Source organism: Pseudomonas hydrolytica, from assembly GCF_021495345.1.
In the GTDB taxonomy this organism is placed as follows: Bacteria; Pseudomonadota; Gammaproteobacteria; order Pseudomonadales; family Pseudomonadaceae; genus Aquipseudomonas; species Aquipseudomonas hydrolytica.
The window spans coordinates 830,360-852,859 of sequence record NZ_CP099397.1; the positions used below are offsets into that span (position 1 = coordinate 830,360).

Sequence of the window (22,500 nt, forward strand, 5' to 3'; positions counted from 1 at the left end):
TTGGCGATTTTTTCTGCGCAGCTCGTTCGCGCAAGGGCGCTCGGCTATAGTTGTCGGCCTCTGCGCCCCCTGATTCCGGAGCCCGCAATGCCGAACAAAGGACTGCTTCTGGCCTTGGTGCTGACCCTGCTCAGCGCCTGTGATTCCTCTGAACCGCCTGCCACGGTCACCCCAGCCACCCCCGCTGCGCAACAAGCGCAGGCGCCGAAGCCGACGATCGATCGCGAAGCCTTGGCCAAGCGTCATGCCGGCCGCGAGCTGGAGGTGGTGGACGTCTCCGAAGTGCAGCTCGATGGCGCCAGCGCGCTGTCGGTGACCTTCTCCATGCCGCTGGACCCCGACCAACCGTTCGCCGAACGCCTGCACCTGGTCGACAGCAAGAGCGGCAAGGTCGACGGCGCCTGGGAACTGACCGACAACCTCAGCGAGTTGCGCCTGCGTCACCTGGAGCCGCAGCGCAAACTGGTGCTGACCATCGATGCCGGTCTGCAGTCGATCAATGGCGGCAAACTCGCCAAAGAGCACGTCAGCCGCCTGGAAACCCGCGACCTGCAGGCCAGCGTCGGCTTCGCCAGCCGCGGTTCGCTGCTGCCGACGCGCCTGGCCGAAGGCCTGCCGGTGATCGCGCTGAACGTCGACAAGGTCAACGTCGAGTTCTTCCGCATCAAGCCCGAGGCGCTGCCGCGCTTCCTGTCGCGCTGGGGCCGCGCCAGCAACCTGGATACCTGGGAGGCGCGCGAGCTGTTGCCGATGGCCGATCTGGTCTATGGCGGCCGCTTCGACCTCAACCCGGCGCGCAACACCCGTGAAACCCTGCTCTTGCCCATCGCCGGGCTGGAGCCGTTCAAGCAGCCTGGTGTTTATCTGGCGGTGATGCGCGAGGCTGGCAGCTACAGCTACTCGCAGCCGGCGACGCTGTTTTCCCTGAGCGATATCGGCCTGTCCGCGCATCGTTACCGTGACCGTCTCGACGTGTTCACCCAGGCGCTGGAGGGCGGCAAGGCGCAGTCCGGCGTGCAGTTGGAACTGCTCGATGGCGATGGCGCGCTGCTCGCCGAAGGCAAGACCGATTCGGCCGGCCATGCGCAACTGCCGCTGCCGGCCAAGGCCCAGGTGCTGCTGGCCAAGCAGGACGAGCAGACCAGCCTGCTGCGCCTGAACAGCCCGGCGCTGGACCTGGCCGAGTTCGATATCGCCGGGCCCAAGGCGCACGCGCTGCAGTTCTTCGTGTTCGGCCCGCGCGATCTGTATCGCCCCGGCGAGACCGTGCTGCTCAACGGCCTGCTGCGCGATGCCGATGGCCGCCCGGTCAAGGCTCAGCCGGTCAGCGTCGAGGTGCGCCGCCCGGACGAGCAGATCAGCCGCAAGTTCGTCTGGAATGCCGGTGATAACGGCCTCTATCAGTACCAGTTGCCACTCGCCGAAGAGGCGCCGACCGGCCGCTGGCAGCTGTTGCTCGACCTGGGCGATGGCAGCCCGCAGCTCTACGAATTTCTTGTCGAGGACTTCCTGCCCGAGCGCCTGGCCCTCGAACTCAAGGGCCAGGAGCAGCCCTACGCGCCGGGTGACAGCGCCGAGTTCGCGGTGACCGGACGTTACCTCTACGGTGCACCGGCCGCCGGTAATCGCCTGACCGGGCAACTCTACGTACGCCCATTGCGCGAAGCGGTGGCGAGCCTGCCGGGTTACCAGTTCGGCGATATCACCGAGGCCGATCTGAGCCAGGATCAGGAACTCGACGAGGTCAATCTCGACGACCAGGGTCGTGCCGTGTTGCGCCCGGAAAACCGCTGGGGTGACGCCAAGTCGCCGCTGCGTTTGATCCTCCAGGCCAGCCTGCAGGAGTCCGGCGGACGCCCGATCACCCGCCGCATCGTCCAGCCGGTATGGCCGGCCGAGCGCCTGCCGGGCGTGCGCGGGCTGTTCGAGGGCGAGGAGGTCGATGCCGACAGCCTGGCCGAATTCGAAATACTGGTGGCCGACGCCGCCGGCAACAAACTGGCGGCCGACAACCTCAACGTGCGCCTGGTGCGTGAGCGTCGCGACTATTTCTGGAGCTTCTCCGACGGTGAAGGCTGGCGCCACAACTACAACGAGAAATTCCTCACCTTGAGCGACGAGCCGCTCAAGGTCGCCGCCGGCGGCACCGCCAAGGTCAGCTTCCCGGTGGAGTGGGGCCCGTACCGGGTCGAGGTGGTGGACAACCAGACCGGCCTGGTCAGCAGCCTGCGCTTCTGGGCCGGCTACCGCTGGCAGGACAACGCCGATGGCGGCGCGGTGCGCCCGGACCAGGTCAAGCTGGCCCTGGACAAGCCGGCCTACGCCGCTGGCGACGTGGCCCAGATCACCGTGACTCCGCCCGCTGCGGGCAACGGCTACCTGCTGCTCGAGTCCAGCGAGGGGCCGCTGTGGTGGCAGGAAATCAGCGTGCCGGCAGGCGGCAAGACCTTCGAGCTGCCCATCGATGAGAAATGGGCGCGTCACGACCTCTACCTCAGTGCTCTGGTGATTCGCCCTGGCGAGCGCAAGGCCCAGGTCACCCCGAAGCGGGCCGTTGGCCTGCTGCACCTGCCACTGGAGCGCGCCCCGCGCAAGCTGGCGCTGAGCCTGGAAGCGCCGGAAAAAATGCGTCCGAAGCAGCCGCTGAAGGTCAAGGTCAGTGTGCGCAACGCCGACGGCAGCATCCCCGACAAGGTGCATGTGCTGGTCGCCGCGGTGGACGTGGGCATCCTCAACATCACCAGCTACGCCACCCCCGATCCCTTCGCCAACTTCTTCGGGCGCAAGGCCTATGGCGCCGACCAGCTGGATATCTACGGTCAGCTGATCGAAGCGCAGGGGCGTGTTGCCAGCCTGGCCTTCGGCGGTGACGCCGGCCTTGCCGCCGGTGGCAAGCGCCCGGATACCAGCGTGCTGATCGTCGCCCTGCAGAGCGATGCGCTGCAGTTGAACGACAAGGGTGAGGGCGAAGTCAGCCTGGACATTCCCGACTTCAACGGCGAGCTGCGGCTGATGGCCCAGGCCTGGAGCGACGAACGCTTCGGCATGGCCGAGGCCAAGACGGTGGTCGCCGCGCCGTTGATCGCCGAACTGTCGATGCCGCGCTTCCTCGCCGGTGGTGATGAAACCACCCTGGCGCTGGACCTGACCAACCTGTCCGGCAGCGAGCAGAAGCTCGATGTGCAGCTGGGCGTTGAAGGCCAGCTGCGTCTGCTCGGCAAGGGTGAATCGCCGATCAGTCTGAAGGATGGCCAGCGCACCACCTTGCGCATTCCGGTGCGCGCCGAGGGCGGCCTGGGCCAGGGCCGTATCCATGTCGAGGTGCAGGGCCTGGCGCTGCCGAACGAGACGCTGGGCGACTTCAGCCGTGAGTGGACACTGGGTATTCGCCCGGCGTATCCGGCGCAGTTGCAGCACTTCCGCGCGGTACTGGGGGAGGGCGAGCCCTGGAGCCTGCCGGCCGGCACCCTCAACCAGTTCGAGCCTGCCGGGCTGGAGGCCGTGCTGGCCCTGTCGAGCCGCCCGCCGCTGAACCTCGGCGAGCAGATCCGTGCGCTCAAGGCCTACCCCTACGGCTGCCTGGAACAGACCACCAGCGGCCTGTACCCGTCGCTCTACGCCGACGCCGCCAGCCTCAAACGCCTTGGCCTGGAAGGCGAGCCGGACGAGCAACGGCGCAAGAGCATCGAGCTGGGCATCGAGCGTCTGCTCGGCATGCAGCGCCACAATGGCGGCTTCGGCCTGTGGAGCGCCGAGAGCGAAGAGGAATACTGGCTCACCGCCTATGTCACCGACTTCCTCCTGCGCGCCCGCGAGCAGGGCTTTGGCGTACCGGCCGAGGCGCTGAAGAAGGCCAGTGATCGCCTGCTGCGCTACCTGCAGCAGAGCAGCCTGATCGAGGCCAGCTACAGCCAGGACTACGCCCACACCCGCTTCGCCGTGCAGGCCTATGCCGGCTACGTTCTGGCGCGTAGCCAGCAGGCGCCGCTGGGCACGCTGCGCAGCCTGTTCGACCGGCGCAGCGAGGCGCGCTCCGGCCTGCCGCTGGTGCAACTGGCCGCGGCGCTGAAGCTGATGGGCGATGCGCCGCGTGCCGAGCAGGCGTTGAACCAGGGGCTGATCCAGCAACGCGATGGCGAGCGCTGGATGGCCGACTACGGTAGCCCGCTGCGTGATCAGGCGCTGATCCTCGCCCTGCTGGAAGAGCACGACCTGGTGGCCGGCCAGCGCGAGCAGCGGCTGTTCGACCTGGCCGACGAACTGGCCGGCCAGCGCTGGCTGTCGACCCAGGAGCGCAACGCGCTGTTCCTCGCCGGTCGCGGCATTCTCGGCAAGCCGGAGCAGGCCTGGAGCGCCAAGCTTGCCAGCGGCACCTTCCAGTTCGAGCTGAGCAACCAGCAGCCCGGCATCAAGCTCGAGCGTGGCGAACTGGCCGAGCCGCTGAGCGTCAGCAACGCCGGCAGCGCCAAGCTGTATCAGCAGCTGACCCTGTCCGGTTATCCGAGCCAGGCGCCGCGCGCCGGGGGCGAGAACCTCAGCATCGAGCGCGAGTACCTGGGCATGGACGGCCGTCCGCTCGATCTGCAGCGTCTCGACAGCGGTGAGCTGGTGCTGGTGCACCTGGCCGTGCGGGCCAAGCAGCGGGTACCGGATGCGCTGGTGGTGGACCTGCTGCCGGCCGGTCTGGAGCTGGAAAACCAGAACCTGGCACAGAGCGCGGCGAGCCTCGACGACGCCGGCAGCAACGTCAAGGAATGGCGCCAGTCGATGCAGAATGCGCGGATCAAGCACCAGGAATATCGCGGTGATCGCTACGTGGCAGCAGTGGACGTGGAAGGCTACGGCACCACCCATCTGCTCTACCTGGCCCGTGCGGTGACACCGGGCAGCTATCGGGTGCCGCCACCTCAGGTGGAGTCCATGTACCGGCCGAGCTGGCAGGCGTTGGGCACTGCGCCGGAGAGTCTGGTCGTCAGGGGGCGCTAAAAGCTGTCCCGGATTGCATCCGGGCTACAGGAGTTGCGTAGCCCGGATGCAATCCGGGGATTTTCGAGCACAAGGAGGTGCCGAATGGTGAAATACCGAAGAGCCAAGGTAGCCGGCGGCTGTTATTTCTTGACGCTGGCTCTGCAAGACAGACGTAGTGATCTGCTGTTCAAAAACGCGGCGGTTTTACGTCGATGTATGCAGGATACGCAGGCACGACTGCCTTTTCGTGTACCTGCGTTGGTGGTGCTGCCAGATCACGTTCATATGCTGATGGTGCTACCACCTGATGACGCCGATTTCTCTGCGCGAATACGTATGCTCAAGGCCTCTTTCGTGGGAGCACTACGCCAGCGGGTTGGCAGCGAAGTGCGCACCAACGCCAAAGGTGAGGCCAACATCTGGCAGCGACGTTTTTGGGAGCATCTGATTCGTGACGAGCAGGATTACCGACATCATGTGGACTACATCCATATCAATCCGCTCAAGCATGGTCTGGTCGCTCGCGTACGGGATTGGCCATTTTCCAGCTTTCATCATTATGTGCGTCAAGGCTTGCTACCCATCGACTGGGCCGGCGGAACAGGTGTCGAGATCGAAGATGCTGGTGAATGAGGTATTCCCCGGATTGCATCCGGGCTACGCGGGATCTGTAGCCCGGATGCAATCCGGGAGCTTGTGCTGACCATGCCATTCAAACGCTGGCGGCGTTGGCTGCTGATCCTCCTGCTTCCCCTCGCCCTGCTCTGGCTGGCCGACCGCCTGTTCCCGCTGCCCCTGCCCGAAGACGACCTGGCGCGCGTGGTGCTGGCCGAAGACGGCACGCCGCTGTGGCGTTTCGCCGACCGCGACGGCGTGTGGCGCTACCCGGTGACGCCGGGCGAGGTCTCGCCCTATTACCTCGAAGCATTGCTGACCTACGAGGATCGCTGGTTCCGCCAGCACCCCGGCATCAACCCGCTGGCGCTCGGGCGTGCGGCCTGGCAGAACCTTACCGGCGGGCGCGTGGTGTCAGGCGGCAGCACGCTGTCGATGCAGGTGGCGCGTCTGCTCGATCCGCATGGCCGTGACCTGCCCGGCAAGCTCAAGCAACTGTGGCGCACCGCGCAGCTGGAATGGCACCTGTCCAAGGACGAAATCCTCACCCTGTATCTGAATCGCGCGCCCTTCGGCGGCACCCTGGAGGGCGTGGCCGCCGCCAGCTGGAGCTATCTGGGCAAGCCGCCGAGCCAACTGACTCGCGCCGACGCCGCGCTGCTCGCCGTGCTGCCGCAGGCGCCCAGCCGGCTGCGCCCGGACCGTCATCCCGAGCGAGCCCAGGCGGCGCGCGACAAGGTGCTGCGGCGCCTGGGCGAATATCAGGTATGGCCGCAGGCGCAGGTCGACGAAGCGCTGGAAGAGCCGGTGTTCCTCGCGCCGCGCCGTGAGCCGAGCCTGGCACCCCTGCTGGCGCGGCGGTTGAATCGCGCCGGCAGCCCGCCGGTGATTCGCACCACGCTGGATGCGGGTTTGCAGCTGCGTCTGGAGGATCTGCTGCTGGGCTGGCGCGCGCGCCTGCCGGAGCGTACCTCGGCGGCGATCCTGGTGGTGGAGCACGAAAGCATGGCCGTGCGCGCCTACCTGGGCTCGGTGGATATCGCTGACACGTCGCGCTTCGGTCACGTCGACATGGTGCGCGCCCTGCGCTCGCCCGGCTCGACGCTCAAGCCCTTCCTCTACGGCATGGCCCTGGATGCCGGGCTGATCCACTCCGAATCGCTGCTGCAGGACGTGCCGCGGCATTACGGCGACTACCGTCCCGGCAACTTCGCCGCCGGCTTCGTCGGCCCGGTGTCGGCCAGCGAGGCGCTGGCCACCTCGCTGAACCTGCCGGCCGTGCAGCTGCTCGAAGCCTACGGACCGAAGCGTTTTGCCGGCGAGCTGCGCAGCGCGGGGCTGCCGATCCGTCTGCCGGCGCTGGCCGAGCCCAACCTGGCGCTGATTCTCGGCGGCGGCGGCGCGCGTCTGGAATCGTTGCTGGCCGGTTACAGCGCCTTCGCGCGTGGTGGCATGGCGGCCCGTCCACGCCTGCAGCCAGAAGATGAACTGCGCGAGCGCCGTTTGCTGTCCCCCGGTTCGGCCTGGATCATCCGGCGCATTCTCAGCGGCCAGGCGCGCCCGGATCGTGACCCGCGCGCACAGCTGGCGCAGCGCCCGACCCTGGCCTGGAAGACCGGCACCAGTTACGGCTTTCGCGATGCCTGGGCCATCGGCGTCGGCCCGCGCCATCTGATCGGCATCTGGATCGGCCGCCCGGACGGCACCCCGGTGCCCGGCCAGTTCGGTCTGGCTTCCGCCGCGCCGCTGCTGTTGCAGGTGCATGATCTGCTGGTCAATCGCGACAGTCAGCGCGGCATCGCTGCGCCGGCCGATCCGCAGCCGGCCGAGGTCGGCGTGGCCGCCATCTGCTGGCCGCTGGGCCAGCCGATGAGCAAGGACGACCCCAACTGCCGACGCCTGCGCTTCGCCTGGACGCTCGAGGGCACCACGCCGCCTACCTTGCAGGCAGCCGATCAGCCGGTGGGCAGCGGTCTGCGCGAGCGCTACTGGGTCAATGCCGAAGGCCGACGCGTCGGTCCCGGCTGCGCCGGTGCACAGATGCGCGAGCTGCTGCTGTGGCCGGCGCCGCTGGAGCCCTGGCTGCCGCGGCGCGAGCGACGTGCCGCTCGTCTGCCCCTGGCCGATGCACACTGCCCGCCGCCAGCGCAGGCGCAACCGGCGCCGCTGACCATCGTCGGGGTGCGCCAGGGCGAGCGTCTGCGTCAGCCGCAGGTCGGCGGCGAGGCGCTGCGCCTGAGCCTTTCCGCCCTGGGCGGCAGCGGCCGGCGCTGGTGGTTCGTCGACGGTCGGCCGCTGGGCGACAGCGCGATGGATGCACCTTTCAGTCATGCCTTCGAACCCGGGCAGCATCAGCTCAGCGTGCTCGACGAGGCGGGTCAGACCGCCCGTGTGCAGTTCGAGGTGACGCGTTGAGCGGCCACCCCAGATGGCGTTTTGCTGGCTAAACTCAGCAGGCAGAGTTCGCACGGGTGATACGAGCGATGACTGGGTTGTTGCGCCTGCTGCTGTTGTCGCTGCTTTGTGCCGAACTCTCGGCGACGGAGCTGGTGCTCTATACGGAAGAGAATCCGCCCATCAACTTCAGCCAGGCCGGTGAGCCTGACGGCATGGCCGTCGAGGTGGTCCGGGAGCTGCTGCAGCGCACCGACAGCCGCGCGCAGATTCTCAGCGTGCCCTGGGCGCGCGGCTACCGGATGGCGACCACCCAGCCCGACGTCGGCCTGTTCGTGACGGTGCGCACCCCCGAGCGCGAGACGCTGTTCCGCTGGGTCGGGCCGATCATCAGTACCCGCACCAGTCTGTACGCCCGCAGTGGCGAGGCGCTGCCGGTCACCAGTCTGGAAGAGGCCCGGCAACTGGGGCGCATCGCCGTGCCGCGTGACTGGTATTCGCATCAGGTGCTGGTGCGGCTGGGGTTCAGCAACCTGGAGCTGGTGCCGAAACCCCACGAAATGGTGCGCATGACCCTGCTGGGGCGGGTGCCTCTGATGGTCTACGAGGACCAGTTGCTGCCGGGCCTGCTGCAGGAGGTGGGCGCGGCGCCGGATGCCCTGCAACATGTGCATACCTTCATGCGCACCAGCAGCTATATCGCCTTCTCCCTCGGCACCGACCCGGTGCTGGTGCAGCGCTGGCAGGCGGAACTCGACGCGATGAAGCACGACGGCAGCTTCGCGCGCATCCATCTGCGCTGGTTTCCCGATGAGCCGCCCGCGGGATTGCTGGCCGATCAGGACCTGCTGCCGTGAATGACCGGGGCCGACCGCACGTCTGAAAACGACGGATTGCCCCTTATTTCTTGCCCCTGAGCGCCGATACGGTTTGCGCGTGGTCTTGTCTGTAATATTGTGGACACAATTGTATCCAATGTGTCTGGCGAACTTCTGGAGTGCCCTATGCTTCTATGGCAACGCAGTATTCAGTGGCAGTTGATACTCAGCATGGGCGCTGCCCTGCTGGCCAGTATTCTGATCGTCGTGGGCATCTACTCGGCGGTGGTCAATCGTCTGACCGAGCGCTACCTGATCGAAGAGGCGTTACCGGCGCGGGTGCTGGCGATCCGCAACGATCTGGAACGCGTGCTCACCGCACCGATCACCGCCAACGCCTCGATTGCCGAGAACAGCCTGGTGCAGGACTGGCTGGCCGCCGGTGAAGACGCTGCGCGACGCGACGAGTTCGCTCGCTACCTGGAAGGCGTGCGTGCCCAGCAGAACGCCATGACCACCTCCATCGTCGCCCTGGCCAGCGGCAACTACACCACCGGTGAAGGGCTGATGCGCACCCTCGACCGCAGTCAGGCAGAGAACCAGTGGTTCTATCGCCTGGTCGACAGCGACCGCGACCGCGTGCTGGAGATCGATATCGACAAGACCACGCGCCTGCCCACGCTGTTCATCAATCAGCGCATCAGGCAGGGCGGCAAGACGCTCGGTGTGTCCGGGCTGGGCTACAACCTGGCGGACATGTCGAAGATGATCAGCGAGTTCCGTTTCGGCACGCGCGGCCAGGTGTTTCTGATCGACAGCCAGGGCAACGTCAAGGTGCACCCGCGCACGGAGCTGAGCGGCAGCGGCAGGCTCGTTGAGCTGTTCGGCGCCGACGCCGGCCGCCAGGTGCTGGCTGGCGACAGCCGTGCGGTGCGCTTCGAGCGCGACGGCGAAACCTTTCTCGCCGTGGCGCAGAAGTTCGCCAGCCTGGACTGGCTGCTGGTCAGCGAGGTGCCGGAGGCGGAGATCTATGCCGAGGCGCGTCAGGCGCTGCTGCTGACCAGCCTGATCGGCGTCGCCGTGGCGCTGCTGTTCCTCGGCCTGGTGGTATTGCTGGCGCGCGGGCTGGTGCGGCCGATTCGCCAGGTCACCCAGGCGCTGGTGGAAATCGGCGGCGGTGGCGGCGACCTGACCCGTCGGCTGGATGAGTCGCGCGCCGACGAGCTGGGTGACCTGGCCCGCGGCTTCAATCGTTTCCTGGGCAGCCAGCGCGAGCTGATCGGCGACGTGCTGGCCACCAGCGAACGCCTGCGCACGGCGGTCGCGCAGGTGGCGCAGGTGGTGGAGAACACCGCCGGGCGCGCCGGGCAGCAGCAGGAAATGACCGATATGGTGGCCACGGCCGTGCACGAGATGGGCCTGACCGTGCAGGAGATCGCGCGCAACGCCAGCAATGCCGCGCAGTCCTCGCACACGGCGCGTGACGAGGCGAAGACCGCCCGCCAGGTGGTGGGGCAATCCATCGCCCATATCGAGCGGATGTCCGCCGATATCGGCAGCGCCGCCGAGGCGGTGGCCGAGCTGGCCGAGCAGGTCGCCTCCATCGACCAGGTGCTGGCGGTGATCCGCGGCATCTCCGAGCAGACCAATCTGCTGGCGCTCAACGCCGCCATCGAAGCGGCGCGGGCCGGCGAGATGGGCCGCGGTTTCGCCGTGGTCGCCGACGAGGTGCGCACCCTGGCCAGCCGTACCCAGGCTTCCACCGACGAGATCCAGCAGATGATCCAGCGCCTCAAGCAGGGCGCCGACACCGCGGTGAGCTCCATGCACGCGGGGCAGGCGGCGACCGGTACCGGGGTCGAGGCCAGCCAGCGTACCGGGCAGTCGCTCGGCGCGATCACCGAGCAGGTCGAGCGCATCAGCGACATGAACACCCAGGTAGCGGCGGCGACCGAGGAGCAGAGCTCGGTGACCGAGGAAATCAACCGCAACGTGCAGGGCATCGCCGACCTGGCGCATGCCACTACAGGCGAAGTGCGAGCCTGCCGCGAGGATTGCCAGACCCTGCGTCGCCTGGCCGATGACCTGGCCGGACAGATGGGCAAGTTCAGGCTTTGAACGGCGGCGGCCGGGTAGGCGTGCCGCGCGATCCGCAATCAGCGGGTCTCAGTGATCAGCCGCAACCAGACGGTTGCGGCCTTCGCGCTTGGCTCGGTAGAGGGCGCTGTCGACGCGCTTGAAAAAGGCGTCGGCATCGCTGTCCTGGCGTTTGTCGAAACTGCCGACGCCGAGGCTGGTGGTCAGTTTCAGGCGCTGGTCGGCCAGTTGCAGTCCTTCGCTTTCCAGCTCCTGGCGAAAGCGCTCGGCCATTTCCCGGGCCTGGGCCAGGGTGGTGCCGGGCAGCAGCACGCCGAATTCCTCGCCGCCCAGGCGCAACAGCGCGTCGCCGTCACGGCGAAACACCTGGCGCATGCGTTCGGCGAAGGCACTCAGACAGGCGTCGCCACCGGCGTGGCCGTGCTCATCGTTGACCTTCTTGAAGAAGTCGATGTCCAGCAGCACCAGCGACAGCGGCTCGCCCTGACGCAGGGCATTGGCCACCAGGCTGGGGAACAGGTTGTTGAACTGATAGCGGTTGCCCAGCTGGGTCAGGCTGTCGGTGCGGCTGAGCAGATCGAGCTGGCTCTGCTGCTCCAGCAGTTTCAACTCCAGCTCCAGGGTGGCGCGGTATTCCCGGTGATTGCGGCCGAGCACCAGAATCAGATAGCCGAGGTAGCAGGTCAGGGTGATCAGCATGGCGTGCATGCTCTGCCAGTTCAGCGCCATGACCGCCAGGCCGGGCAGGTAGAGCAGGGCCAGCGCCAACAGTGCACGGCCGCGGCGCATGGCGAAGTTGAAGGTCATTGCGGTGCTGAAGGCCACCGTGGCCAGGGTGGCGATCAGCTCCGAGTCGTCGTACTCGCTGCGGTACAGCACCCAGGCGTGGGCCTGGCCCCAGCACAGGGCGGTGAGCAGGATCAGCCCCCAGTGGTGATCCAGCCAGCGCTGCAGTTGCACCGGGCTGTCGAGGCCGTGCGGACGATGCAGCAGGCGCGCCGTGAGCAGCGCGGCGAACAGGATGGAGCCGAGCAGACCGCTGGCCAGCAGGCTGCCGGGCGAGGCGCTGAAACCCCAGGTGAGCAGCCAGGCGAGCAGGTAGAAGAAGCCGCCCAGGCGAGTGCGGATGCGCGTGTCGTCCACTTCGCGCCACAGGGCGAAGGTGTTGGGCTGGCGCGGTACTTCGGCGTCGGTCATGGTCGTGGCCCGCCTTGCCTGACGGCCGCCTCCGGTGCGGCGCAGGCGAGGGCAGCACCTTCTCCCGAAAATATTTTGTGATCACAGGAACTGCTTGCTCGAGCATAACGCCTTTTGCGCAGACGCAGGATGTCTAATTGCCAGTAGCTGTTCGCCATTCGTCAGCCGCGGCGGATCAGCCAGATACCGGCCACGATCAGCAGCAGCCCGGCCACCTTGCCGAGGGTCACCGGCGATTCGCGAAAGCCGGCCCAGCCGAAATGGTCGAGGGTGATGGCCATGGCCAGCTGGCCGGCGATCACCAGCACCATGAACAGCAGCGCACCGACCCGCGGCCCGGCGAAGGCGGCGGTGGCGATGAAGAAGGCGCCGAGCAGACCGCCGCTCCAGTGCCACCAGCTCAGTTCCCTCAGTGCGCCCAGGCCGGGCATTTCGCGCTGGCTGAGGGTCATCAGCAGCAGCGCCAGGCCGCCCACGCTGAAGGAGATCAACGCCGCGGCCAGCACGCTGGCGAGATGGCGGGCAAGCTGGCCGTTGATGCCGGCCTGCAGCGGCAGCACGGCGCCGGCGATGAATGGCAGGGCGAGCAGCCAGCCGCTGACATGATTCATGGGCAACTCCAGAAAGGACAAGCGAGATGAAGGGCGTTACGGCAGAGGCTTTTCCAGTTGCACCAAGGCGACGCGGCTGCCATCGGGCGCGCGGCGCTCGACGATGCCGACGGCGTTGTAGCCCAGGCGGCTGTAGAGCAGCAGGCCGCCGGCATTGGCGTTGAAGCAGGAAACCTTCATCAGCGGCACCTTGTAGCGCTCGCGTGCGAGATTTTCCATCACCTCCACCAGGTACTGCGCCACGCCCTGGCCGCGTGCCCAGGGCGCCACCATCAGGTTGCCCAGGGCGCAGAATTCGCCATGCTGCCATTGGTAGAAGTTGGCGAAGCCGGCGATCCTGCCGCCGAGTTCGACCACGGTGCTGTCGCGGCGCTCGGCGATGGCGGCGGCGAGCTGGCCGACGTTCAGCGGCCAGACGGCCTTGGGGTAGCAGAAGAACAGTTCCTCGGCGTTTTGCGGGAAGCCGACCACTTCGCCAAGGTCGGCGGCCGTGGCCGGGCGGTGCTGCAGGTTTGCGTTCAAGCGGGATGATCCTTGTTCAGCGCGGTGGATATTGCGAGAGCACCTGAGTGACGGTTTCGCGGATCGCCCGTTCGCGTTCCGCCGGGCTGGGCGGCTGGCTGCGCATCACCTGCTCACCGCTGCCACGCCAGACCAGCTTGCCGTCGCGGGCGTCGTACAGATCGATCTGCAGGGTGGCGACCTTGTAGTCCACGCGGCGCGTTTCGGTGAAGGCCGGGCCGCCCCAATACCCTCCCCAGTAGCCGCCCCAGCCACCGCCGTACTGGGTGGTGATCTGGTCCTGGCGCTCGTCGACGATCAGCACGCTCTGCACCTTCAGGTCGCCCTGGCCATCGGCCGCCTGGCGCAGACCGCGCTGGTCGAGCTGTTCGGCCACGGCCTGGCTGATGCGGGCCTCGGTGATGTCGCTTTTCAGGCGGGCATCGTCGGGTTGATAGGCCAGCCGCTGCTCCATCCAGCTCCAGCTGCGGTAGGCGGCGAAGTCGCGGCTGGGGTCGAAGTCGCGCTCCAGGCTGACGCTGGCGCAGCCGCTCAGCAGCAGGGCGAGGAGCAGGTAGGGCAGGGTACGCATGATGCTCTCCGGAAGCAGTCGATCAATAGGGAGGGTAGCCGTCGAGGGCGGCGCGGATGGCCGCGCGCATGGCATCGGCCTGCGCCGCCTGGTCCTTGCCGGCGACGGCTTCGCCGCTGCCTGACCAGACCACCTGATGGTCGCGTGGGTCGATCAGCTCGATGCGCACCACCGCCACTCTCTGCTCGTAGGTGCGGACGATGGGCACGCTGCCGTAGGCGCCGTAACGGCGATCCCAGTGGCTGCCGGTGCCATAGTAGCCGCCGACGTTGTCCTGGTACTGACGCAGACGGGTTTCCTGGCTGATGTAGGCGCGGACCAGCAGGTCGCCGGGGCCGTTGAGCGCCGGACGCAGGCCGTATTGATCGAGACCGGCGCTGACGCTGTCTGCCAACTGCTCGCCGCCGGGGGCGCGGCCGTCCAGCCAGCTCCAGCTGCGGTAGCGGCCGTAGTCTCGCGGTGGCGCGGGGTAGGCGCTGCGGTCGAAGGTGCTGGCAGCGCCAGGCGGCGCCGGCGGCATCGGCAGCGATTCGGCCTGGTAGGGGTTCTGGCTCTGGCAGGCCACCAGCAGCGGCAGGATGAACAAGGTTATGGCGGTGCGCATGGTCGTCTCCGTGGTCGCGCGCGACTTCCCCGATGGCTTCAGGCTACGCCGGGCTGCCGGCTTCGTCCAATGCGCTCAAAGGGGCCGGCAGACCCAGTGCAGGTAGCGGCCGAGGCCGGCGAAGGTGGGGTGGCGGCGGTGCGCCAGCTCCATTTCCAGCAGGTCGATGAGCTCGGCCTTGGCCTGAAATTCCTGCGGCATGTAGTCGTGAAACACGCGCACGCCGCTACGGCTTTCGACCTGCCAGTGCTCGCCGAGTTGCGTGGCCAGCTCGCGCGGGTCGAGCGGGCGTTGCGGGGTCAGGCTCTGGCCCTCGCCGGCGAAGCGTTCCTTGCGCAGCTTGCGAAAATGCCCCTTGAGCAGGTTGCGGTAGATCAGTGCGTCCTTGTTGTAGAAGGCCAGCGACAGCCAGCCGCCCTTGGCCGTCAGCTGGTGCAGCACCGGCAGGATGGCGCCCGGTTCGGCCAGCCACTCCAGCACGGCGTGGCACAGCACCAGGTCATAGGGCTGATCGAGTCGGCCGAGCAACTCCTGCCAGGGCGCCTGGATGAAGGTGGCGCGCTGCCCGGCCTCGGCGAAGCGCTGGCGCGCCCCTTCGAGCATGGGCTCGGCGGGTTCGGCCAGGGTGACGTCATGGCCGCGCCCGGCCAGCCACAGACTCATGTGACCGAGACCGGCACCGACATCCAGCACCCGCAGCGGACGGTCCGGCAGCGCTTCGGCCAGGTCGGCCTGCAACACGGCCAGGCGGATGGCACCCTTGGCGCCACCGTAGATCTTCTCGGCGAAGCGGGTGGCGAGTTCGTCGAAGTGGCGGTCGCTCATTTGAGGAAGCGCCGTTCGTTGTCGGCGAGCTTGTCGAGCACGGCCTGGTTCATGTCGAGGCCCAGCTCGCTGCACAGCTGCAGGAGGTAGAGCACCACGTCGGCCACTTCCTGCCCGGCGTGGGCGAGCTGTTCGGGGGACAGCTGGCGGGACTGCTCCTCGCTCAGCCACTGGAAGATTTCCACCAGCTCGGCCATTTCCACGCTGGCGGCCATGGCCAGGTTCTTCGGGCTCTGGTAACGACGCCAGTCGTTGTGATCGCGAATGGCGTGCATGCGCGCGGTGAGTGCAGCGATGTTCATGGTGCGGCTCCTGTCGAGCCGCATAGCTTCGGCCCGAACGGGGGCGACCGCAAGTCGTTGCTGGGAGCGCATGGCCCGTAGCCCGGATTGCATCCGGGCTACGTCAGGCAGGCAGCGGCTGCCAGCTCCCGGCCATATGCGGCGTATCGTTTTCGCCGATCAGGCGGAACTGCCCGCTTGCGGCCGGCTCGCTGGCCTGCAGGGCGACATGGGTCGGCAGCAGCACCGGTTTCTGGAAGCGCACCTCCACCTCGTACCCGGCCAGTGGCAGGTGCGCCTGCAGCGCGCCCAGGCTGCCGGCCTTGTTCCACAGGCCATGGGCGATGGCGCGGGGGAAACCGAACAGCTTTGCCGTCACGGCATACAGGTGGATCGGGTTGTAGTCACCGGCCACGCGGGCGTAACGCCGGCCGGTATCGGCAGGCACGGCCCAGTCGGCCAGTGGTGCCAGCGGCAGAGGCTCCTGTTCGGCTCGGGGTTGCGGCTGTCCCTCGAGACGCAGGGCGCGACAGAGGATGCGGCTGTCGCCTTCCCAGAGCAGGCCGAGCTGGTCCTCCAGTCGGGTGATCAGGCTGAAGGTGGCGCCCTTGTCGTGCGGCTGCAGATCGCTCACCTGCACGCTGACCTGGAACGGCCCCAGCCCGCCCAGCGGACGCAGCACGCGGATGCGGTTCTCCAGGTGCACCAGGCCCAGCAGCGGAAAGGGGAAGCGGCGGTCGGTGAGCAGCTGCATTTGCAATGGGAAGGCGAGGATGTGCGGATACACCGGCGGCAGATAGGCGCTCTCGGCAAGGCCGCAGACCTGGCGATAGCGCGCCAGGTGCTGCGGATCGATGTCCACGCGGCAGCGCAGGCCCAGGTCGGGCAGCTGACGGCCGGTGACCTTGCGCCGCAGCGCGGCGCGCAGGAACAGGCCGGGCAGGGCAGGTGGGGTGTCGAGATCGAGCCAGTCGATGGCCATTGGCGAACTCCTTGGCGAAGGGATGGCAGCAGCTTAACCCTCAGACCCGTGCTGGCATTGGCTGTTCTGCCCAGCGTGTGCGCAGGGCAGTCAATCGGTCTGCTGCGCGGTTTGCGCGCGGCGGCTCGCTGCCCCTAAGATGGCGCGGTTCACGAATAATGCTCACGAATAAGAAGAACAGCAGGAATCATGCGTGATCTGACCGACGATGTGGCGCTGATGCGCCCGGTAATCGATGCCCTGCGTGCCAGCGGAACCGATCCTGACCGCGTGCTGGTGCGCGTTGGCCTGCCGCCCGGCGGGCTGCCGGCCGGCCGTTTCCCCCATGCGGCGCAGGCGGCGTTCTGGAAGGCCGCCAGCGAAGAATGTGGCGAGGAGCATGTAGGCCTGTACCTGGCCCAGCACCTGCCGGCTTTCCATGGCCTGCTGCTGGAATATCTGTTTCTCTCCAGCGAAACCTTCGGCGCCGGCCTGCGCCATGCCCTGCGCTATGTGCGCCTGCTTTCCGACACCCTCAATGCGCGCCTGGACGTGAGTGGCGAAGTGGCCGTGCTGACCCTGGGCATGGACGCGGAAACGCCGCGGCATTTTCCGGAAATGCTGGCCGGCGCGGTGATCCGTCTGTTCGCCGCGCTGACCGAGAACGATTTTCGCCCGCGCGAAGTGCGCTTCATGCATGCCGAAGGCGCGCCCGCCGAGCGCTACCAGGCCACCTATGGCTGTCCGGCCCGCCTGGGCGCCGAGGACTGCGCGCTGGTCTTCGATGCCGCTGTGCTGAACAAGGCCTCGCGCCACGCCGCCCCGGAACTGCTGCGCATGCATGAGTCGCTGGCGCGGCGGCAACTGGCGGAGGTGGAGCGGCTGGATCTGGTGCGTCAGGTGCGCGAGCTGATCGCCGAGCTGCTGGTCGACGGCGGCGCGACGCTGGAGCAGGTAGCCGGCCGCCTGAACATGCCGGCGCGGCGTCTGCGTGAGCGCCTGGCCATGGCCGGCGTGCGCTTCAACGACCTGATCACCGATTACCGCTGCCGCCTGGCCAAGGAGCTGCTGCTCAAGACCGACGAGCGTATCGAAGTGATAGTCGAGCGCACCGGCTTTTCCGAGCCGAGCACCTTCTACCGCGCGTTCAAGCGCTGGGTCGGCGAAACGCCGGTGGAGTTTCGCAAGCGCGGCAAGGCGTGATCCCGGGCAGGGTGCGCCATGTGCACCCACGCCCCTGCCGGCTTCAGCTGATGACCGCGGTGCGCGCGGCGCACCCTACCTCATGCGCCCCTAGGGTGGGCCGGGCGGCGATCCGCTTCAGCCCACCACCGTAACGTTATCAAGCCCCCAACAAACTCTGCCCACACACGCGCAGCACCTGCGCGGTCACCGCGCCCGAGCCCGGTTGGGCGAACCAGGCCACGGCCTCGGCGACGTCCTGCGGCAGGCCGCCCTGGCTCATGGAGTTCATCCGTCGTCCGGCTTCGCGGATGCCCAGCGGAATGGCCGCGGTCATCTGCGTTTCGATGAACCCCGGTGCCACGGCATTGATGCTGATGCCCTTCTTGCCCAGCGCCGGCGCCCAGGCCTGGGCCAGGCCGATCACGCCGGCCTTGCTCACCGCGTAGTTGGTCTGGCCCATGTTGCCGGCGATGCCGCTGATCGAGGCGATCAGCACCACGCGGCCGTTGTCGTGCAGCTTGTCGGCGTCCAGCAGCGCCTGGGTCAGCACCTGCGGCGCCTTGAGGTTGACGTCGATCACCGAGTTCCAGAAGGCATCGCTCATCTTCGCCAGGGTCTTGTCGCGGGTGATGCCGGCGTTGTGTACGACGATATCCAGGCCCTCGGGCAGCGCCTCGACCAAGCGCTGCGGCGCGTCCTCGGCGCAGATGTCCAGGGTCACCGCCCGCCCACCCAGGCGCGCGGCCAACGCCTGCAGCGCATCGGCCGCCTGTGGCACGTCGAGCAGCACCACCTCGGCGCCGTCACGGGCGAGCACCTCGGCGATGGAGGCGCCGATGCCGCGCGAGGCGCCGGTGACCAGGGCCTTCTTGCCGGCCAGCGGGCGCGTCCAGTCCCTGACCTGTTCGGCGCAGGCGCCAAGGCGCAGCACCTGGCCGGAGACATAGGCGCTCTTGGGCGAGAGGAAGAAGCGCAGCGCACCTTCCAGCTGCTGATCGCCACCCTTGCCGACATACAGCAGCTGCACGCTGCCGCCGCGACGAATTTCCTTGCCCAGCGAGCGGGTGAAGCCTTCCAGGGAACGCTGCACGCTGGCGGCGACGGGGTCCTTGAGCGACTCGGGGGCGCGGCCCAGCACCACCACGCGCGGGCTGTTGGCCAGGCCCTTGAAGGTGGGCTGGAAGAAGTCGCGCAGCTCGATCAGTTGCTCGAAGCGGGTCAGGTGGCTGGCGTCGAATACCAGCGCCTTGAGTTTCGGGCCGTGCTCGGCGGTCCAGCGCGGCAGCTCCAGCTGGCCGTCGCGTGCGGCGAACAGCTGATCGGTGAGCTTGTTGGCGAAGGGCAGCACGGCCTTGAGCAGGTCGCCTTCACCGCCCAGCAACAGGGCGCCATCCACCGGTCGCACGCGTCCGGCCATCCAGCGCTCCAGGCGCACCGGTGCCGGCAGGCCGAGGGCACCGACCAGGCGGCGGCCAGTGGGGGAGTTGGCGAAGGCGAGGTAACGGTCGGACATGAAGGGCTCCTGCGGGCGAATCGAAAGTCGTGTCACTGTACGCGGCGACAGGCAAAGCGCAATTGACTCTGTTGCCCCACGCGCCGGCAAGGCGGCCAATGTTCGCACCTGTCCGAGGTTTAGCCTGTGCGATCAGGCTACAGTGTCAGTCTCATGTTTCTGGGAACCGGCTGACGAGCAATAGTTCGTCGTTCGATTCTGCTCATTCGACCAGCAAGGAGTTCTCATGGCCCAGTTGCGCCGGGTCGCCATCGTAGGCGGCAACCGTATTCCGTTCGCCCGTTCCAACACCGTCTACGCCAGGGCGAGCAACCAGGAGATGCTCACCAGCGCCCTTGAGGGGCTGGTGGAGCGCTTCAACCTGCATGGCGAGCGCCTCGGTGAGGTGGTGGCCGGTGCGGTGCTCAAGCATTCGCGTGACTTCAACCTGACCCGCGAGTGCGTGCTGGGCTCGCGTCTGGCACCGGAAACCCCGGCCTACGACCTGCAGCAGGCCTGCGGCACCGGCCTGGAAGCCGCGATTCTGGTGGCCAACAAGATCGCCCTCGGGCAGATCGACTGCGGCATAGCCGGCGGCGTCGACACCACCTCCGATGCGCCCATCGGCGTCAACGAGGGGCTGCGCCAGATCCTGCTGGAAGCCAACCGCGGCAAGAGCACCGGCGACAAGATCAAGAGCCTGCTGAAGATTCGTCCGCGCCACCTGGCGCCGCACATTCCGCGCAATGGCGAGCCGCGTACCGGGCTGTCGATGGGCGAGCATTGCGAGCTGATGGCGCAGCGCTGGGCCATCCCCCGCGACGAGCAGGATCAGCTGGCGCTGGCCAGCCATCAGAAGCTGGCGGCGGCCTATGCCGACGGCTGGCAGGACGATCTGATGACGCCGTTTCTCGGCCTGACCCGCGACCAGAACCTGCGCCCGGACATCAGCGCGGAGAAGCTCGCCACCCTCAAGCCCTGCTTCGAGCGCGGCCCGCGCGGCACCCTGACTCCGGCCAACTCCACGCCGCTGACCGATGGCGCCTCGGTGGTGCTGCTGGCCAGCGAGGAGTGGGCCCAGGCCCGCGGCCTGCCGGTGCTGGCCTACCTGCGCGACGGCGAGGCGGCGGCGGTGGATTTCGTCCAGGGCAAGGAGGGCCTGCTGATGGCGCCGGTCTACGCCGTGCCGCGTCTGCTGGCGCGCAACGACCTGAGCCTGCAGGACTTCGACTACTACGAGATTCACGAAGCCTTTGCCGCCCAGGTGCTGTGCACCCTCAAGGCCTGGGAAGACGCCGACTACTGCCGGGAACGCCTGGGCCTGGCCGCGCCGCTGGGCGCCATCGATCGCAGCAAGATGAACGTCAAGGGTAGCTCGCTGGCCGCCGGCCACCCCTTCGCCGCCACCGGAGGGCGCATCGTCGCCAACCTGGCCAAGCTGCTGGCGGTGGCCGGTCAGGGGCGCGGGCTCATCTCCATCTGCGCCGCGGGCGGTCAGGGTGTGACCGCAATCCTCGAGCGGTAATCCAATACGGGTGATCGCAAGTCATCGCGGTCACACGATGTAAGCAACTCCGTGAATTGAGGCGGCCTGCGCGATGCGCGGCCGCCTATTTTTTTGCCCGGACTCTGCGCCCCGCCAAGCATGCGCACCCGCTGCGTGCCGCGCGCACCCTGCGGTGGCCTGCCGCGCGGCAAATGACCACAGCGTTGTTTGCCGACGAACCGGCTAGTCTTTTCCCTGAGCGTTGATCCAGATCAATGCAATTTGGGGTAGATGTGCCCGTGCGCTGCCGCCCCCCACCTTCGTTGTGCCTCATTCGATAAGAACAATTCTGGCGTGCTGTGCTCCAAAGCCTTGGAGTTCATGGCCCGGCTAACCGTGCCGGGCCCGAGATAACCTGTACGAGGACGTGCCATGTTCGGCTTAGAGGCCCTAGATCTCGCCCGGATCCAGTTTGCCTTCACCATTTCCTTCCACATCGTCTTTCCCGCCATCACCATCGGTCTGGCCAGCTATCTGGCGGTGCTCGAAGGGCTGTGGTTGAAGACCGGCAATACGGTGTACCGCGATCTCTACCATTTCTGGGTGAAGATCTTCGCCGTGAACTTCGGCATGGGCGTGGTCTCCGGCCTGGTCATGGCCTATCAGTTCGGCACCAACTGGAGCGCCTTCTCCGACTTTGCCGGCGCCGTCACCGGGCCGCTGCTGACTTACGAGGTGCTCACCGCGTTCTTCCTCGAGGCGGGCTTCCTCGGCGTCATGCTGTTTGGCTGGAACCGCGTCGGGCCGGGCCTGCACTTCTTCTCCACGGTGATGGTGGCAGTCGGCACGCTGATCTCCACCTTCTGGATTCTCGCCTCCAACAGCTGGATGCACACCCCGCAGGGCTTCGAGATCGTCGACGGTCGGGTGATCCCGGTGGACTGGTTCGCGGTGATCTTCAATCCGTCGTTCCCCTATCGCCTGGCGCACATGGCCACGGCAGCCTTCCTCGCCACCGCCTTCTTCGTCGGCGCCTCGGCGGCCTGGCACCTGCTGCGTGGCCGCGACAACCCGGCGATCCGCAAGATGCTGTCGATGGCCGTGTGGATGGCGCTGCTGGTGGCGCCGGTGCAGGCCTTCATCGGTGACCTGCACGGCCTCAATACCCTGAAGTATCAGCCGGCGAAGATCGCTGCCATCGAAGGGCATTGGGAAAACGTCGGTGACGAGCCGACGCCGCTGATCCTGTTCGGCTGGCCGGACATGCAGCGCGAGGAAACCCGCTTCAAGGTGGAGATTCCCGCCCTCGGCAGCCTGATCCTGACCCACAGCCTGGACAAGCAGGTGCCGGCGCTGAAGGACTTCCCGCCCGAGGACCGGGCCAATTCCACCATCGTGTTCTGGACCTTCCGCGTCATGGTCGCCATGGGCCTGATGATGATCCTCACCGGCCTCTGGGGCACCTGGCTGCGCCGTGGCGACCGGCTGTTCCAGTCGCGGCCGTTCCTGCACCTGGCGGTGTGGATGGGGCCGAGCGGCGTGATTGCCATTCTCGCCGGCTGGTACACCACCGAGATCGGCCGTCAGCCCTGGGTCGTTCATGGCCTGATGCGCACCGCCGACGCTTCGTCCGGGCATAGCGCGACCCAGCTGGGCGTCACCCTGGCGCTGTTCGTGGTGGTTTATTTCGCCCTGTTCGGTGCTGGCATCAGCTACGTGATGCGCCTGGTGCGCAAGGGCCCGCAGCTCGAGGAAGGCGACGAGATGTCCCAGGGCGGGCCGGGCAAGTCGCGAACCCCGGCGCGGCCGCTGTCGGCGGCGGACGAGGGGATGGAAGAGGGCGAAACCGACAGCTTGCCGGAGAGGAACTGAG

17 protein-coding genes are annotated in these 22,500 nt (G+C 67.4%); 8 read left to right on the forward strand and 9 right to left on the reverse strand.

From position 1 onward, the window contains the following. The first annotated feature begins 87 nt into the window (after positions 1–87). The 5 genes from L1F06_RS03785 to L1F06_RS03805 all read left to right on the forward strand — a co-directional run bounded on the left by L1F06_RS03785 (position 88) and on the right by L1F06_RS03805 (position 10,913). A complete protein-coding gene (locus L1F06_RS03785) occupies positions 88–4,986 on the forward strand; it encodes an alpha-2-macroglobulin family protein (RefSeq protein WP_129482829.1) in 4,899 nt (1,632 codons plus the stop codon). Between the two features lie 84 nt (positions 4,987–5,070). Further along, complete coding sequence (locus L1F06_RS03790; RefSeq protein ID WP_096827420.1) at positions 5,071–5,601, forward strand: REP-associated tyrosine transposase; 531 nt, start codon at positions 5,071–5,073, stop codon at positions 5,599–5,601. A gap of 72 nt (positions 5,602–5,673) precedes the next feature. Then, positions 5,674–7,998 carry a peptidoglycan glycosyltransferase PbpC gene (gene pbpC / locus L1F06_RS03795; protein ID WP_129482830.1) on the forward strand — a complete coding sequence of 775 codons (2,325 nt, stop codon included), beginning with the start codon at positions 5,674–5,676 and terminating at the stop codon, positions 7,996–7,998. A gap of 68 nt (positions 7,999–8,066) precedes the next feature. Continuing rightward, the gene (locus tag L1F06_RS03800; protein WP_011920909.1) at positions 8,067–8,834 is read left to right on the forward strand and encodes a substrate-binding periplasmic protein; all 768 of its coding nucleotides are present in this window, start codon (positions 8,067–8,069) and stop codon (positions 8,832–8,834) included. A 147-nt stretch (positions 8,835–8,981) separates the two neighbouring features. Further along, complete coding sequence (locus tag L1F06_RS03805) at positions 8,982–10,913, forward strand: methyl-accepting chemotaxis protein (RefSeq protein WP_003242652.1); 1,932 nt, start codon at positions 8,982–8,984, stop codon at positions 10,911–10,913. Between the two features lie 48 nt (positions 10,914–10,961). Here L1F06_RS03805 and L1F06_RS03810 read toward each other — a convergent pair whose 3' ends face one another. The 8 genes from L1F06_RS03810 to L1F06_RS03845 form a co-directional block, all read right to left on the reverse strand. Beyond that, positions 10,962–12,089 (reverse strand): GGDEF domain-containing protein, encoded by a 1,128-nt coding sequence (locus L1F06_RS03810; protein WP_129482831.1) that lies wholly within the window; start codon positions 12,087–12,089, stop codon positions 10,962–10,964. Between the two features lie 161 nt (positions 12,090–12,250). Next, entirely contained in the window at positions 12,251–12,700 is a 450-nt protein-coding gene (locus L1F06_RS03815) for a DMT family transporter (RefSeq protein ID WP_011920912.1), read from the reverse strand. Positions 12,701–12,736: 36 nt separating this feature from the next. Then, positions 12,737–13,222, reverse strand: coding sequence for a GNAT family N-acetyltransferase (locus tag L1F06_RS03820; RefSeq protein ID WP_129482832.1), 486 nt, complete (start codon positions 13,220–13,222; stop codon positions 12,737–12,739). Positions 13,223–13,238: 16 nt separating this feature from the next. Next, positions 13,239–13,796, reverse strand: a complete 558-nt coding sequence (locus tag L1F06_RS03825) for a DUF4136 domain-containing protein (protein ID WP_232460463.1) — start codon at positions 13,794–13,796, stop codon at positions 13,239–13,241. 19 nt (positions 13,797–13,815) lie between these two features. Next, positions 13,816–14,397 carry a DUF4136 domain-containing protein gene (locus L1F06_RS03830; protein WP_129482834.1) on the reverse strand — a complete coding sequence of 194 codons (582 nt, stop codon included), beginning with the start codon at positions 14,395–14,397 and terminating at the stop codon, positions 13,816–13,818. Positions 14,398–14,472: 75 nt separating this feature from the next. Continuing rightward, positions 14,473–15,222, reverse strand: a complete 750-nt coding sequence (locus tag L1F06_RS03835) for a methyltransferase domain-containing protein (RefSeq protein ID WP_129482835.1) — start codon at positions 15,220–15,222, stop codon at positions 14,473–14,475. Beyond that, on the reverse strand, positions 15,219–15,524 hold the full coding sequence (locus L1F06_RS03840) for a nucleotide pyrophosphohydrolase (RefSeq protein WP_003242664.1): 306 nt from the start codon (positions 15,522–15,524) through the stop codon (positions 15,219–15,221). Before L1F06_RS03840 ends, L1F06_RS03835 begins: the two co-directional genes overlap by 4 nt. A 103-nt stretch (positions 15,525–15,627) precedes the next feature. Next, complete coding sequence (locus tag L1F06_RS03845; protein ID WP_003242666.1) at positions 15,628–16,485, reverse strand: MaoC family dehydratase; 858 nt, start codon at positions 16,483–16,485, stop codon at positions 15,628–15,630. 189 nt (positions 16,486–16,674) lie between these two features. On the opposite strand from L1F06_RS03845, the gene L1F06_RS03850 reads away from it, so the two are divergent. Continuing rightward, positions 16,675–17,667, forward strand: a complete 993-nt coding sequence (locus L1F06_RS03850) for an AraC family transcriptional regulator (protein ID WP_003242668.1) — start codon at positions 16,675–16,677, stop codon at positions 17,665–17,667. 139 nt (positions 17,668–17,806) lie between these two features. Here the strand turns inward: L1F06_RS03850 and L1F06_RS03855 are convergent, their stop codons facing one another. Next, positions 17,807–19,162 (reverse strand): 3-oxoacyl-ACP reductase, encoded by a 1,356-nt coding sequence (locus L1F06_RS03855; RefSeq protein ID WP_129482836.1) that lies wholly within the window; start codon positions 19,160–19,162, stop codon positions 17,807–17,809. 226 nt (positions 19,163–19,388) lie between these two features. Between L1F06_RS03855 and L1F06_RS03860 the strand changes: the two genes are divergently transcribed. Together L1F06_RS03860 and L1F06_RS03865 are read left to right on the forward strand one after the other, a co-directional pair. After that, positions 19,389–20,666 (forward strand): acetyl-CoA C-acetyltransferase, encoded by a 1,278-nt coding sequence (locus L1F06_RS03860; RefSeq protein ID WP_129482837.1) that lies wholly within the window; start codon positions 19,389–19,391, stop codon positions 20,664–20,666. A 393-nt stretch (positions 20,667–21,059) separates the two neighbouring features. Continuing rightward, positions 21,060–22,499 carry a cytochrome ubiquinol oxidase subunit I gene (locus L1F06_RS03865; RefSeq protein WP_003242675.1) on the forward strand — a complete coding sequence of 480 codons (1,440 nt, stop codon included), beginning with the start codon at positions 21,060–21,062 and terminating at the stop codon, positions 22,497–22,499. Position 22,500 lies beyond the last annotated feature (1 nt).